Below are 13,076 nucleotides of genomic sequence, written 5' to 3'. Positions count from 1 at the left end.
AAACTGAAAATAATTAGTGCCTCTGCAATTCACAATCTCCATACAGTGCTCACATACGCAAATTAACCCCGTCAGTGAGGCACTGAATGGGCCGTTTTGATGAATGGTTAGACGACACAAGGCCGGTAACAGTCGCACCGGTTACCGGCATCGGCGATACCATCGGCATGCTGATGTCGCACGGTAATATTTCTCCCTACATCATGGCGTGGTTGATAACCGTGCTGATTCGTCTGGCAACGGGTCAGGGCGTGGTCTCCGCCATGACGGCGGCGGGGATTATTAGCGCAGCGATCCTCGACCCGGCAACCGGTCAACTGGTCGGCGTCGACCCGGTGTTGCTGGTACTGGCAACGGCGGCGGGCTCCAACACCCTGACCCATATTAACGATGCTTCATTCTGGCTGTTCAAAGGCTACTTTGACCTGTCGGTGAAGGATACGCTGAAAACCTGGGGTCTGCTGGAGCTGGTGAACTCCGTGGTTGGCCTGATTATCGTGTTGATCATCAGCATGATTGCATAACGTTAATACCGCTCTGGCCCACAGCGCCAGAGCGGTTTTCCATCCTGTCTCAACAATCCTCAATAATCAGATACACCGCCTTCACCGGGCCATGTACCCCAACCACCTTGATAAGTTCAATATCCGCCGTCGAGCTGGGTCCACTGATGATATTAATGCACGATGGCATACGCTCACCGGCCTGTGCTTTCTGATGCAGTTTTTCTGCCAGCTGCGCCACGCGCGGCAGAATGGAGCTTTTACGCAGCACGAAAATCGAGGACTCTGGCAACAGGCTCAGGGAACGCCCGCGCTCCGGTGCGGAAAACAGCACCACGCCGCCGGACTCCGTCAGGCCATATTCGGCATACACCACGCCGACTTTCGCCTGTTCTGCCTGGGTAATATTTTCGCTACCTCGCGCTGGGTCCCAAACCACGGCGTTGCATTCCTGCTGCAAGCGTTCGGTGATACCCAGCTCCACCAGCCGGCTGTCGCCGCTCAGCACCACCGGCTGCTGACCCAATTCTTCGCACAGGCGCAGCGCCGCGTCTGCGGCCTGGTCCTCGCTGGTCAGTTCGCAGCGGGCCAGCATCACTTCGCTGGCAAACTGGATAAACGCATCGCAGCGCTGCTGCGGGCTAAGTTCGGTCAGGCGCTCGTTGGCATAGTTGTTAACCGGCGCGGCATCTGCTTGCGGTTCGAAACGCAGCGGGCGACCCAGCGCCTGGGCGATGGTGTTTAAAAACGCGGTACGGTTATCCATTCTTTTTCTCCTGCGCCTGATGTTTCTTAAACCAGCTGCGGAAGCTCTCGCCGTCAGCATCAGGCAGATCGCGCGCCTCCATCCAGTCACCAATCGCGCCAACCTTGAGCGGGGTTTTGCCGCCATTGATAAACCAGCTCGCCGCATGCGCGCCCGCCATCATCCCGACTTTCCACAGCCCCGGATGGCTATTGGCATAAGCGAACATCCTGATCGCCCGTCGCTCGGCTTTCGGCGTAATGCCCTCCTCGGCCATCACCCGGCGATGACGCAGGATCAGTTTCGACAACGGAATGCGCACCGGGCAGACGCTGTCACAGGCCGTGCATAAAGAACAGGCGTACGGCAGATCCTTAAAATCTTTATAGCCGCCGAGCAGCGGAGAAATCACCGCGCCGATAGGTCCAGGATAGATAGAGCCATAGCCGTGTCCGCCGATGTGGCGGTACGCCGGACAGGTGTTCATACAGGCTCCGCAGCGGATGCAGCGCAGCACATCGCGAAACTCTGAGCCCAGCACCTGCGAGCGACCGTTATCGACAATCACCAGATGGAACTCTTCCGGTCCGTCAACGTTATCCGCCTCGCGCGGGCCGGTCAGCCAGGTGTTGTAGCCCGTCAGACGTGCGCCCACGGCGCTGCGCGCCAGCATGGTGATCAGCACATCCACCTCGGCAAAGGTCGGCGCGATACGCTCCATGCCCATCACCGCAATGTGCGTTTTCGGCAGCGTGGTGCACATGCGCGCGTTGCCTTCGTTGGTTACCAGACACACCGAGCCGGTTTCCGCCACGGCAAAGTTACAGCCGGTAATACCGATTTCGGCACTGAGGAAATCCTCACGGATCTTCTGACGAATGAACAAGGTCATGGCTTCCGGGGTTTCCGGGCCGTCATACCCCAGACGTTCGTTCAGCACGCGGCGGATCTGATAGCGATCTTTATGAATAGCCGGGACCACGACGTGCGAAGGCGGATCCTGATCCAGTTGCAGGATATATTCCCCGAGATCGGTTTCGATCACCTGGATTCCGGCATCCTGCAGCACATGGTTGACGCCGATCTCTTCGGTCACCATCGACTTGGACTTCACCACCTTCTGCGCATTTTTACTTTGCGCAACCTGCAAAATGTAGCGAGTGGCATCTTCTTTGGTTTTGGCGAAATAGACGTGCCCGCCGTTTTCCGTCACTTTCTCGGAGAGTTGATACAGGTAAGCGTCGAGGTTGCTCAGAACGTGATCGCGGATCTGGCTGGCACGATCGCGCCAGTCTTCCCAGTGGCCTAACTCATCGACCATTTTTTGCCGATTTGCGCCGATACGCTCCTGCGCATTAGCCACGGCTTTGCGCATGATCGGATCTTCTATCTGCTGACGAATGCGCAGTTTAAATTCTACATCGCTGGTTTTTATCGACATCTCTTTCCCCTCAGCGGCTCATCAGCACTTCAGCAATATGCATCACTTTGACCGGCTGGCCTTCCCGTTGCAGTCGGCCGCCAATGTTCAGCAGGCAGCTGACGTCTGCGCCAATCAAATATTCCGGCTTTGCATCCATCAGATGTAAGACTTTCTCTTTCACCATCTCACCGGATATTTCGGCCATCTTGACCGAGAACGTTCCGCCAAAGCCGCAGCAGGTGTCCTGATCGGCAAACGTCAGCAGCTCCAGTCCGCGCACGTTTTTCAGCAGCGTGAGCGGCTCTTCCTTCACCCCCAGTTTGCGGGTCAGGCTACAGGAAGGATGATACACAGCGCGCCCCTGCAGGCTGGCGCCAACGTCCACCACGCCCAGTTTGTTGACGATAAAGGAGGTGAGATCCTGCATACGCGCGGAAACTTTCTCAGCACGTAGCGCCCATTCCGGTTCATCGGCCAGATACGTCGGGTAGCTTTTAACCGCGTAGGTACAGGAGCCCGCCGGGGAGATAATCGGATCGTCGTTGTCTTCCAGCGCGGCGATCAGGTTTTTCATCCCGGGGATCGCCTCTTTGATGTAACCGCTATTGATGGCTGGCTGACCGCAACACCCTTGCTTCTCGGGGAAATTAACGCGACAACCCAGTTTTTCCAGCAGCAATACGGAGTCTCGTGCCATCCGTGATTTCAGTGCGTCACCAATACAGGTAACAAAGAAATTTACATTCACAATAACTACTCCATTGCGGTAATGACTCCAACTTATTGATAGTGTTTTATGTTCAGATAATGCCCGATGACTTTGTCATGCAGCTCCACCGATTTTGAGAACGACAGCGACTTCCGTCCCAGCCGTGCCAGGTGCTGCCTCAGATTCAGGTTATGCCGCTCAATTCGCTGCGTATATCGCTTGCTGATTACGTGCAGCTTTCCCTTCAGGCGGGATTCATACAGCGGCCAGCCATCCGTCATCCATATCACCACGTCAAAGGGTGACAGCAGGCTCATAAGACGCCCCAGCGTCGCCATAGTGCGTTCACCGAATACGTGCGCAACAACCGTCTTCCGGAGCCTGTCATACGCGTAAAACAGCCAGCGCTGGCGCGATTTAGCCCCGACGTATCCCCACTGTTCGTCCATTTCCGCGCAGACGATGACGTCACTGCCCGGCTGTATGCGCGAGGTTACCGACTGCGGCCTGAGTTTTTTAAATGGCGGAAAATCGTGTTGAGGCCAACGCCCATAATGCGGGCGGTTGCCCGGCATCCAACGCCATTCATGGCCATATCAATGATTTTCTGGTGCGTACCGGGTTGAGAAGCGGTGTAAGTGAACTGCAGTTGCCATGTTTTACGGCAGTGAGAGCAGAGATAGCGCTGATGTCCGGCAGTGCTTTTGCCGTTACGCACCACCCCGTCAGTAGCTGAACAGGAGGGACAGCTGATAGAAACAGAAGCCACTGGAGCACCTCAAAAACACCATCATACACTAAATCAGTAAGTTGGCAGCATCACCAAAAGCCGCCTGAATTTTTTGTTCGTAATTGACGATTGACTGCTGCTGGCGAATTTCAGCCAGTTTGAGGTTGGCTTTATTCCTTCCGGCATTAAAAACAGGAATGTCAATTTTCGGAATAAAATTCCACATCCCGCTTCCTGCGGTGAAGAGGCTGGATAATTCCGTACTGCTTGCTGAAAGCCCGCTGGTTAGCGTAATGGACGGGAAAAAGGCGGCGCGCGCCGCGCCAATATTGGCATCAGCCGCTTTCAGTTGATACTCCGCTTCCATAATGTCCGGGCGCTGAAGCAATATTTCTGACGGCAGACGAGGCGGCAGTTTGACGGGGGTAATCTCATCGACGCCGCCTCCTTTCTCTGCCGGCAGCGCGCGATAGGTTCCCAGAACCTGCTGCAGGGCATTATTGGCCTGAGCCAGCTCGCCTTCTCTTTTCGCTATTTCTGCACGGGTACTTTCAATCTGCCCCCGGGCCTGTTCAAGTGCCAGAACGTTGGTGCTGCCCGTTAGCAGCTGTTGTTCAACAAAAGCCCAGGATTGTTGATAGTTCTTTAGCGTATCGCGGGCAATACGACGTTGTTTGTAGGCCAGCTGCTGGCTGAAATAGCTCTGCGACACGCTGGAGACAAGCAGGATATGCACGGCACGGCGAGCCTCCTCGCTGGCAAAATAGTTCTGTCTGTCAGCATCACTCATATTCCTGAGTTTGCCGAAGAAATCGAGTTCGTAACTGAGGTTCAACCCTGCGTCGTACTGCTGTGTGGTCGGCTTGTCCGTTTTCAGCCCACCGCTGTAGGTTACACCTGACGAGGCATTCACCTGCGGATACCGGTCGGCATCCGTCACGTTGAACTGCGCACGCGCCTCTTCAACCTTGAGGGCGGCCATTTTTAAATCACGGTTGTTATTCAGGGCTTCGGCGATCAGTGCTGCGACCTGAGGATCGGTAAAAAAGCTACGCCATCCGCTGTCGTGATACCCCGCCACCACCGGCGTGAGGCTATTTCGGGATAACGAGAACTGCTGCGGAACCGGTGCTGGCGGACGCGCATATTCTGGTGCCAGCGAGACGCAGCCTGCCAGGAAAAATATTGTGCTAATGCTAAGTCGTTTTAATGTGCACATCACGCTTCTCGTCCAGGCAGACCTGGTAAATGTTTCAAATGAAGTCCAGAGTATTACCAGGGTTACTCTACAGCGTGCTTCCTGTTTGCCTGGTGACAGGATAATGACAATGTTGTCATTCTTAACGTAAGTCATTGATAACGGTTTGAGGCTCTCTAGAATGTCCAGAGCAGCCAGTCAGGGGAGTAAGATGAAAATACTGATCGTTGAAGACGAGATAAAAACCGGGGAGTACCTCAGCAAGGGGCTGACTGAGGCGGGGTTTGTGGTGGACCACGCTGACAATGGCCTGACCGGATATCATCTCGCCATGACCGCCGAGTATGACCTCCTGATTCTGGATATCATGCTTCCCGACGTGAACGGCTGGGATATCATCCGCATGCTACGTTCCGCCGGGAAGGGAATGCCGGTTCTGTTACTCTCAGCCCTTGGCACTATTGAACACCGGGTGAAGGGTCTTGAACTGGGCGCGGATGATTACCTGATCAAACCCTTTGCCTTTGCGGAGCTTCTCGCCCGCGTCAGGACGCTTCTGCGACGGGGCAATACGGTGATCACGGAAAGCCAGTTTCAGGTGGCTGATCTGATGATTGATCTCGTGTCCAGAAAGGTGAGCCGCGCGGGAAACCGCATCCTGCTGACCAGTAAAGAGTTCAGCCTGCTGGAGTTTTTTATGCGACACCAGGGGGAAGTGCTGCCCCGCTCCCTGATTGCATCCCAGGTCTGGGACATGAATTTTGACAGCGACACCAACGCGATTGATGTCGCCGTCAAACGGCTTCGCGCGAAAATAGACAATGATTATGAGCCGAAGCTGATCCAGACGGTCCGCGGCGTGGGGTACATGCTGGAGGCACCGGATGCGCGTTAAATTACCCGGACGCCCTTTCTCACTAGCCCTGAGGCTGACGTTTTTTATCAGCCTCTCCACGATACTGGCATTTTTCGCCTTCACCTGGTTTATGCTGCACTCCGTTGAAAAGCATTTTGCCGAGCAGGATATCAACGATCTGCAGCAAATCAGTACCGCGATGCACCGTATCCTGCAGTCCCCGGCAGATCCGGACGAGAAGAAAATCAGTAAAATCAAAGAGTCAATTGCCAGCTATCGTAACGTTGCGGTTCTGCTTCTCGACGCGCGTGGAGAGGTGTTGTTCAGTACGGCGCAGGGGGCAGCGTTACGCCCTGCCGTGAACACGGCGGCATTCAGCACGCACAGCCGGGCACGGGATGTGTTTCTCTGGACGGTAGATGCCCCCACCCTGCAGCGTCATTCCGGCGCTGAGATGAAAAGTGACACGTACCGGATTATCGCCTCGTCAGGCACGGCAACGCTGCAGGGAAAAGCGCAGAATTACGTTATGCTGATCGGGCTTTCTATTAATTTCCATCTCCATTACCTCGATGCGCTGAAAAAGAACCTGATTGCGATTGCCGTGGTGATCAGCCTGCTGATTATTCTTATCATTCGAATCGCGGTCCGTCAGGGACACCTGCCGCTGCGTAACGTCAGCAATGCCATTAAAAATATCACCTCTGAAAATCTCGATGCGAGGCTGGAACCGTCGCGCGTTCCGGTTGAACTGGAGCAACTGGTGATTTCGTTCAACCATATGATTGAAAAGATTGAAGATGTGTTCACCCGCCAGGCGAATTTTTCTGCCGATATCGCCCACGAAATCAGAACCCCCATCACCAATCTGGTGACCCAGACTGAAATCGCACTCAGCCAGAACCGGACGCCGAAAGAGCTGGAAGATATCCTCTACTCCAGCCTTGAAGAGTATAACCGGATGACCCGGATGGTCAGCGATATGCTGTTCCTGGCGCAGGCGGATAATAATCAGCTGATCCCGGACAGGGTGATGTTTGATTTAAGCGCGGAGGTCATTAAAGTCTTTGATTTCTTCGAGGCCTGGGCGGAAGAACGTCATATCACGCTGACGTTTCACGGGATGCCCTGCCTGATCGAAGGCGATCCGCAGATGTTCAGACGCGCAATCAACAACCTGTTATCCAATGCCCTGCGCTATACGCCGGAAGGCAAGACGGTGACTGTCTCGATCGCCGAACGGGAAAGCGATTTTGAGCTGATGATTGCCAACCCCGGGAAACCTGTCCCGCAAGAACATCTACCCAGGCTGTTTGATCGTTTCTACCGGGTGGATCCTTCCAGGCAGCGAAAAGGCGAAGGCAGCGGGATTGGTCTTGCCATTGTGAAGTCAATTGTCACCGCGCATCATGGCAAAGTCCGCGTCGAATCGGATGCTCAGTCGACACGCTTTATCTTGTCCGTGCCTAAGCGGGTTACTCAGCACTGAGTGGTTGCTGCACAGCCCGACACACGTCCAGCACTTTCTCTCTCAGCCAGCGGTGCCCCGGATCCCTTTCCATTCGCGGGTGCCACATCTGCGAAACCGTTATGGTTCGGGTTTTAAACGGCAGTTCAAAGACATGCACACTCTGCGCCATCGGCTGGTTCAGCAGATACAATGCCGGAACCATGGCGATCAGATCGGACGCCAGCGCCACGGATAGCGCCGTCGGGAAACCGGGCACGACGCTGGCAATTTTGCGCTTCATCCCCACTTCAGCCAACGCATCGTCGACAAAGCCGTGTAGCGACCCGTCGGGCGCGGCAACCACGTGGCCCCAGGAAACATAATCGTGAAGGCTGACCGTGGGTTGTGCCGCCAGCGGATGTCCCTTACGTACCGCGGCAATGAACCGATCCTGAAATAATCGCTGCAGGCGTATTTCAGGTCCCATGTTGCTCTGCACGCCAATTTCCAGATCAACCAGCCCTTCCCGCAGATAGCGTGACGTTTTCTCAGGCTTCGGCGAGAACCGAATACACACATCGGGCGCGGCTTCGGCCACGGCGGCAATCAGCAATGGGCCAAATGCAACCACAAAACCATCATTGGCTCTGATGGTGAACAGCCGCTCGAGGTTTTCCACCTTCAGCGTTTCAGTGGAGGGCTGCAATACGGCTCTTGCCTCATACACGGCCCCTCTGGCTCGCTCCCGGGTGGCCTCGGCCCAGGGCGTCAGCACCATATTACGCCCTGCCCGCACCAGGATTGGGTCGCCGGTCACCTCTCGCAGCCGGCTCAGGGTACGGCTCATGGCTGACGTACTCAGGTTTAAACGCCGCGCCGCGCCCGCCACGCTGGCTTCGGCCAGCAGGACGTCGAGGGCGACAAGCAAATTAAAATCCGGATCGGACATGATGCATCCTCAGATAAGGCGTTGTATGCAACTGAACAGTGCAACTGCTGCGTCTTCCGCCTTGTATATCCCATGATTATAGTTTCGTCATCAACATTCTTTCCGGAGTTACGACGATGACGCTATTTTCAAACCAGCCCGGCGACGAAGGATTGCCCGGCCATGAACGCGCCCGGGTGATGGCCGCGGTAATGACCACCACGCTGATGGGCGTTTTTGATGGCACCATGATCAACATCGCCTTGCCTTCGATGGCAAGCGCGATGCAGGTGCCCGCGAATGTGGCCGTCTGGTTCGCCAATGGGTATCTGTTGTCCGCGGCCATGACTCTGGCCATCTTCGCTGCCCTGGCGGCCCGCGTTGGCTACCGCCCGGTGTTTCTGACCGGACTTGCCGTCTTTACACTCACCTCGCTCGGCTGCGCGCTGGCCCGCACCCCGGACATGCTGATCGGGATGCGGATTTTGCAGGGGATTGGCGGGGCGGCCACACTGAGTATTGCCCCGGCGATACTGCGCGCCGTCTTCCCCGGTCGACTGCTTGGCCGCATTCTGGGACTGCACGCCCTGCTTATCGCCTCCAGCACGGCCATTGCACCCGTACTGGGCGGGACGATCCTGGACGTACTGCGCTGGCAGTGGTTATTCGCCATTAACCTTGTTCCCGGAACGATTGCCCTGCTGTTGGCCTGGAAGGCATTACCACGACAACCGGCTTCAGATCCCTCTCCGTTCGATGCCCCGGGGGCACTGCTCTCCGCGGTCCTGTTGGGGGCGATGATCATGACGGCCAACAGTTTCCAGCATGCTTCGCACCACATCAGCCACGAGGCTATCAGCTGGGCGCTGCTCGCCACGATTAGCACCATCACCTTTGTCTGGCATATTCGCCGCGCCCGAAGCCCCATACTGCCTCCCGTTATTTTTCACAATGGACGCTTTACGCTCGCCGCGCTCACGTCGCTGGCCTCGTTTGTGAGCCAGGGCATCACCTTTATCGCCCTGCCGTTCCTGTTTCAGAGCGTATATGGCTACAGTCCGGTGGTCTCCGCGCTGCTGTTCACACCCTGGCCGATAGGTATCGTACTGATTGCGCCGCATGCGGGCCGCTGGGCAGACACAATTTCAGCCCCGCTGATATCTACCCTTGGGCTGATCGTGTTTGTGGTGGGGTTGATCCTGCTCGCGACACTGCCCGCCAGCCCTTCCGCATGGAATATCTGTCTGCGAAGCCTGGTGTGCGGGATTGGTTTTGGCTGTTTCCAGAGTCCCAATAACCGGGAAATGCTCTCTAACGTGGTGCGGGAGTATGCCAGCTACGCATCCGGTGTACTGGCTATCGTGCGGACGTTTGGACAATGCCTGGGGGCTGCCGTGATCGGCGTTCTGCTGGCCACAACGCAGAATCAGCCGGCTTTTGACGATCGGGCCGTTCATTATGCACTGTGGATTGCGGTCTTTACTTCGGCGGTTTCTGTCGTGTTTAGCGTGAGCCGGCTGCGCGCCACGCGTCAGGCTACGGCATAAACACGGTGCAGCGCACTACGCGCTGCACCTGTGATTTACTCCAGCGCCAGCAGCGCAAAACTCGCCAGCCAGTGTCCACCGCTGTAGTGGCTGCCCACCACATGCTCGACACTTGCCGCCAGATGTCGGTTGACTGCCTCGCGCAGCGCCTGTTGTCCCGGATGGTTATCCGGCAACGCGCGGGCAATATGCTTCATGCACCAGGCGCGGCTGAGGTTTAACCCATCCAGATGGGCAATTTTCGGGTCGGTACGATCGCTCACTTCTGCCGGGTGCATCAGGGCCGAAACAGACCCCACATCAGGAAGAAAGGCGTCAAACCACGTCGGGAAATGCTCCGCCACCTTACTCATCAACAGCGCTTCCGTCAGCGCGCCGGAAATGTACTCATCACCACCCGGTTCATAGTGGGCCGGGTAATGCGTGTCAGCCAGATAAAAGCGCGTCGCCGCCGTCAGAATAGCCTGTTCAAGGGCGTTATCCTGCACTTCACGGGCGTAATCAATCCCCAGCGCCAGGGCAAAAGCGGTGTTGTAATGCGTACCGACACGGATCGGATAGGTGAGCTTGCTGAGGTAATCCACCAGTCTGTCGCGAATGTCCTGCGTTAACGGCTGCAGTGTCTGATACCAGCTGGCGGCCTGAGGTAACGCGGATTGCTTCAGCTCCTGCGTCAGCGCCAGAAGCCAGCCGTAGCCATAAGGGCGCTCGAACGAGGCGCGAAACGGTGCCTTGAAATAGGCCAGCTCTTTCGCCACCTTCTCCTGCGTGATGTGTTCATCAAACAGGGCGACAATTTCATCCCGGCACGACAGTTCAGGGTAAAGCCGCACGCAGCGCAGCAGCAGCCAGTAGCCGTGCACCGCCGAGTGCCAGTCGAAGCAGCCATAAAAAATGGGGTGCAGTTCGCGAGGTGGCAGGACATCACCGTCATCATTAAGCAGGTGCATAATGTGGTTCGGATATTCCTGGCGTAAATAGGTCAAAGGCATGCGGGCAAACGCGTCGGCCTGGTGTTGCGTTAATTCCATATTAGCTCCTTAGATCGTTGCCGCGCTTAGCGAAAAACGAGGAAATACATTAAGAACACGTTGACCACCAACAGGGTTAACGCCGTTGGGATCTGGATCTTGATCACCTGGTACTTATCTTTAAGCTCCAGCAGCGCGGCCGGGACGATATTAAAGTTGGCTGCCATCGGCGTCATCAACGTGCCGCAATAGCCCGCGTACATGCCAATCGCCAGCAGCGGTGCCGGGTTACCATGGTGAACGTTAATCAGGAACGGCAAGGCGATACCGGCGCTGAGCACCGGGAATGCCGCGAAGGCGTTGCCCATGATCATGGTGAAAAGCACCATGCCCACGCAGTAAATCACCACCAGCATGAACCGGCTGTCGGGGTTCACAAACAGGCTAACGACCTTCTGGACTGACTCGCCGGTGTTCGCCACCACAAACACCCCGCCCAGCATGGCCAGCATCTGTGGCAAAATCACCGCCCAGCCAATGGTGTCGACCAGGCGCCGGGACTGGCGAATAGCCTGCAAGGGCGTGCCTTTTGTCAGCCACCAGCCGGTCAGGATCGCCGCCACACAGGCGACGCACAGTGCCGCCAGCGTGAGCTGTTTCTGGTCAAGAAGGAATACGCCCCCTATCGACACCCCTTTCAGGAATAATGTCCCGATCACCGTAACCACCGGGATCATCAGCGCAGGCAGGAAAAGCCAGTTTTTCAGCCGCGTTGACGAGGCTTCGCGCTCGGCATCGGTAGCCATTTTATAGTGCCCTTTGCCGACAAGACCAAAGCCCGCCAGCAGAGCAATCACAATGACGCAGCCGCCGATAATTCGATAAGCAAGGGATTTGCCCAGCTCCTGCACCATCAGGTCGCCAAACAGGAAGATCCCGCCGAACAGGAACCAGAATAGCGCGGTGGTAAAACGTTTAGGATTCGCGCGATCGCGCAGGGTCATCACGACCAGCAGCATCACGACAAAGCCGATCAGGTAATACACGCGGTTAATGGTGATCAGGGTCATCATGGCGCGATCTCCTGTGTACCCTGCTCAGCGCGCCAGGACATAACGTCACGACGGATGCTGGCATCCAGACGCAACAGGCGCGTCATATGAATAATCAATGCCGCGATGGCGGTCGGAATGGCCCACAGGCCGATATGCAACGGTTCAATGCCCTGTATCCCATTCTCTTTCAGGAAAGCGTCGATCAGCAGCACCGCGCCAAACGCGATAAAAATATCTTCGCCAAAGAAAACCGCGATGTTGTCGCATGCCGCGGCATGCGCTTTGATCTTGTCCCGGATATGTTGCGGCAGTTCGCCATACTCATTGAGCGCTGCGCCTTCGGCCATCGGTGCCAGCAGCGGACGAACGGTCTGAGCATGCCCACCCAGCGACATCAATCCCAGCGCGGCCGTCCCTTCACGCGCCACAAAATAGAGCATCAGAATACGTGCCGAGGTGGCGCTGGCAATCTTTGCCACCCACGCCTGCGCCCGCTCTTTCAACCCGTAATATTCCAGCAGGCCAATAACCGGCAGGATCAGAATAAAGGTCGCCAGGGAACGACTGTTGACGAACTTCTCGCCAAAGGTCTCCAGCAACATCCCAAAATCCATGCCAACCAGCAGTCCGGTAGCCAGCCCCGCCACCACAACCACCAGTAGCGGGTTGAAACGCAGAGCAAAACCAATAACCACCACCGGTATACCGATGAGCGGCAACAGTGTCGAACCGTCCATAAACGTTTACCCTATCCAAAGTGAGCGTTGCGCGCCGGCGGCTATTTTTTTAATACTTCGCATCATGGCGAAGCGGGATGCAGTGCGGCGCGCGATGTTGTGTTTTGCGTCAGGCTCCGCAGAACCTGCACTAAAAAGCTATATCTGAACCACAAAAACATGTAAACAATTTATCAATAAAATGTTCTTATTTTATCGATGAGTTTACATTTCCTGGCCAACGT

Annotated in this window: 11 protein-coding genes and 2 pseudogenes; 4 read left to right on the top strand and 9 right to left on the bottom strand. The window is 56.1% G+C overall.

The annotated features are described in order from the left end of the window. Positions 1-143 precede the first annotated feature (143 nt). Positions 144-524, top strand: a pseudogene (locus HV157_RS01575) (gluconate permease); the annotation flags it as partial. A gap of 49 nt (positions 525-573) precedes the next feature. On the opposite strand, the gene HV157_RS01570 reads toward HV157_RS01575, so the two are convergent. From HV157_RS01570 to HV157_RS01550, 5 genes and pseudogenes are all read right to left on the bottom strand, one after another. Continuing rightward, positions 574-1,269 (bottom strand): lactate utilization protein C, encoded by a 696-nt coding sequence (locus tag HV157_RS01570; RefSeq protein WP_000370412.1) that lies wholly within the window; start codon positions 1,267-1,269, stop codon positions 574-576. After that, the gene (locus HV157_RS01565) at positions 1,262-2,689 is read right to left on the bottom strand and encodes a LutB/LldF family L-lactate oxidation iron-sulfur protein (RefSeq protein WP_000023895.1); all 1,428 of its coding nucleotides are present in this window, start codon (positions 2,687-2,689) and stop codon (positions 1,262-1,264) included. Before HV157_RS01565 ends, HV157_RS01570 begins: the two co-directional genes overlap by 8 nt. 10 nt (positions 2,690-2,699) lie before the next feature. Next, positions 2,700-3,419 (bottom strand): (Fe-S)-binding protein, encoded by a 720-nt coding sequence (locus HV157_RS01560; RefSeq protein ID WP_001102107.1) that lies wholly within the window; start codon positions 3,417-3,419, stop codon positions 2,700-2,702. Between the two features lie 32 nt (positions 3,420-3,451). Then, positions 3,452-4,149 (bottom strand): IS1-like element IS1B family transposase gene (locus HV157_RS01555; protein ID WP_095033700.1). Its coding sequence is split into 2 segments (ribosomal slippage): positions 3,452-3,900 and positions 3,900-4,149, totalling 699 coding nucleotides; the frame shifts between segments, so codons are not numbered across the junction. A gap of 55 nt (positions 4,150-4,204) precedes the next feature. Next, positions 4,205-5,329: pseudogene (locus tag HV157_RS01550) on the bottom strand (Cu(I)/Ag(I) efflux RND transporter outer membrane protein); the annotation flags it as partial. A gap of 190 nt (positions 5,330-5,519) precedes the next feature. Here HV157_RS01550 and silR point away from each other — a divergent pair. Then, positions 5,520-6,203 (top strand): copper/silver response regulator transcription factor SilR, encoded by a 684-nt coding sequence (gene silR / locus HV157_RS01545; protein WP_032670366.1) that lies wholly within the window; start codon positions 5,520-5,522, stop codon positions 6,201-6,203. Beyond that, positions 6,193-7,653, top strand: a complete 1,461-nt coding sequence (locus tag HV157_RS01540; protein WP_134178808.1) for a Cu(+)/Ag(+) sensor histidine kinase — start codon at positions 6,193-6,195, stop codon at positions 7,651-7,653. The genes silR and HV157_RS01540 overlap by 11 nt, the downstream gene beginning before the upstream one ends. Here HV157_RS01540 and HV157_RS01535 read toward each other — a convergent pair. Beyond that, entirely contained in the window at positions 7,640-8,563 is a 924-nt protein-coding gene (locus HV157_RS01535) for a LysR family transcriptional regulator (RefSeq protein ID WP_014170087.1), read from the bottom strand. The two genes, HV157_RS01540 and HV157_RS01535, sit on opposite strands and share 14 nt — an antisense overlap. A 116-nt stretch (positions 8,564-8,679) precedes the next feature. On the opposite strand from HV157_RS01535, the gene HV157_RS01530 reads away from it, so the two are divergent. Continuing rightward, positions 8,680-10,089: an MFS transporter gene (locus HV157_RS01530; protein WP_182268587.1), complete on the top strand. Its 1,410-nt coding sequence runs from the start codon at positions 8,680-8,682 to the stop codon at positions 10,087-10,089. Positions 10,090-10,124: 35 nt separating this feature from the next. Here the strand turns inward: HV157_RS01530 and HV157_RS01525 are convergent, their stop codons facing one another. From HV157_RS01525 to HV157_RS01515, 3 genes are read right to left on the bottom strand one after another with little or no spacing between them, the layout of a single operon-like run. Beyond that, positions 10,125-11,120 carry a DUF2891 domain-containing protein gene (locus tag HV157_RS01525; RefSeq protein ID WP_182268588.1) on the bottom strand — a complete coding sequence of 332 codons (996 nt, stop codon included), beginning with the start codon at positions 11,118-11,120 and terminating at the stop codon, positions 10,125-10,127. A gap of 26 nt (positions 11,121-11,146) precedes the next feature. Continuing rightward, positions 11,147-12,133 (bottom strand): DUF979 domain-containing protein, encoded by a 987-nt coding sequence (locus tag HV157_RS01520; protein WP_182268589.1) that lies wholly within the window; start codon positions 12,131-12,133, stop codon positions 11,147-11,149. Further along, positions 12,130-12,852 carry a DUF969 domain-containing protein gene (locus HV157_RS01515; RefSeq protein WP_014170091.1) on the bottom strand — a complete coding sequence of 241 codons (723 nt, stop codon included), beginning with the start codon at positions 12,850-12,852 and terminating at the stop codon, positions 12,130-12,132. Before HV157_RS01515 ends, HV157_RS01520 begins: the two co-directional genes overlap by 4 nt. Positions 12,853-13,076 lie beyond the last annotated feature (224 nt).

The sequence above is a fragment of the Enterobacter sp. RHBSTW-00318 genome (assembly GCF_014101375.1).
Lineage (GTDB): Bacteria > Pseudomonadota > Gammaproteobacteria > Enterobacterales > Enterobacteriaceae > Enterobacter > Enterobacter ludwigii.
Note: the sequence above shows the minus strand (reverse complement) of the source record. Positions and strands in the feature narration are given on the sequence as shown.

Bases quoted from the DNA above. Each gene is read 5' to 3' on its own strand.
- HV157_RS01570 (WP_000370412.1), bottom strand. From the start codon at position 1,269: ATGGATAACCGTACCGCGTTTTTAAACACCATCGCCCAGGCGCTGGGT.
- HV157_RS01565 (WP_000023895.1), bottom strand. From the start codon at position 2,689: ATGTCGATAAAAACCAGCGATGTAGAATTTAAACTGCGCATTCGTCAG.
- silR (WP_032670366.1), top strand. From the start codon at position 5,520: ATGAAAATACTGATCGTTGAAGACGAGATAAAAACCGGGGAGTACCTC.
- HV157_RS01540 (WP_134178808.1), top strand. From the start codon at position 6,193: ATGCGCGTTAAATTACCCGGACGCCCTTTCTCACTAGCCCTGAGGCTG.
- HV157_RS01535 (WP_014170087.1), bottom strand. From the start codon at position 8,563: ATGTCCGATCCGGATTTTAATTTGCTTGTCGCCCTCGACGTCCTGCTG.
- HV157_RS01530 (WP_182268587.1), top strand. From the start codon at position 8,680: ATGACGCTATTTTCAAACCAGCCCGGCGACGAAGGATTGCCCGGCCAT.
- HV157_RS01525 (WP_182268588.1), bottom strand. From the start codon at position 11,120: ATGGAATTAACGCAACACCAGGCCGACGCGTTTGCCCGCATGCCTTTG.
- HV157_RS01520 (WP_182268589.1), bottom strand. From the start codon at position 12,133: ATGATGACCCTGATCACCATTAACCGCGTGTATTACCTGATCGGCTTT.
- HV157_RS01515 (WP_014170091.1), bottom strand. From the start codon at position 12,852: ATGGACGGTTCGACACTGTTGCCGCTCATCGGTATACCGGTGGTGGTT.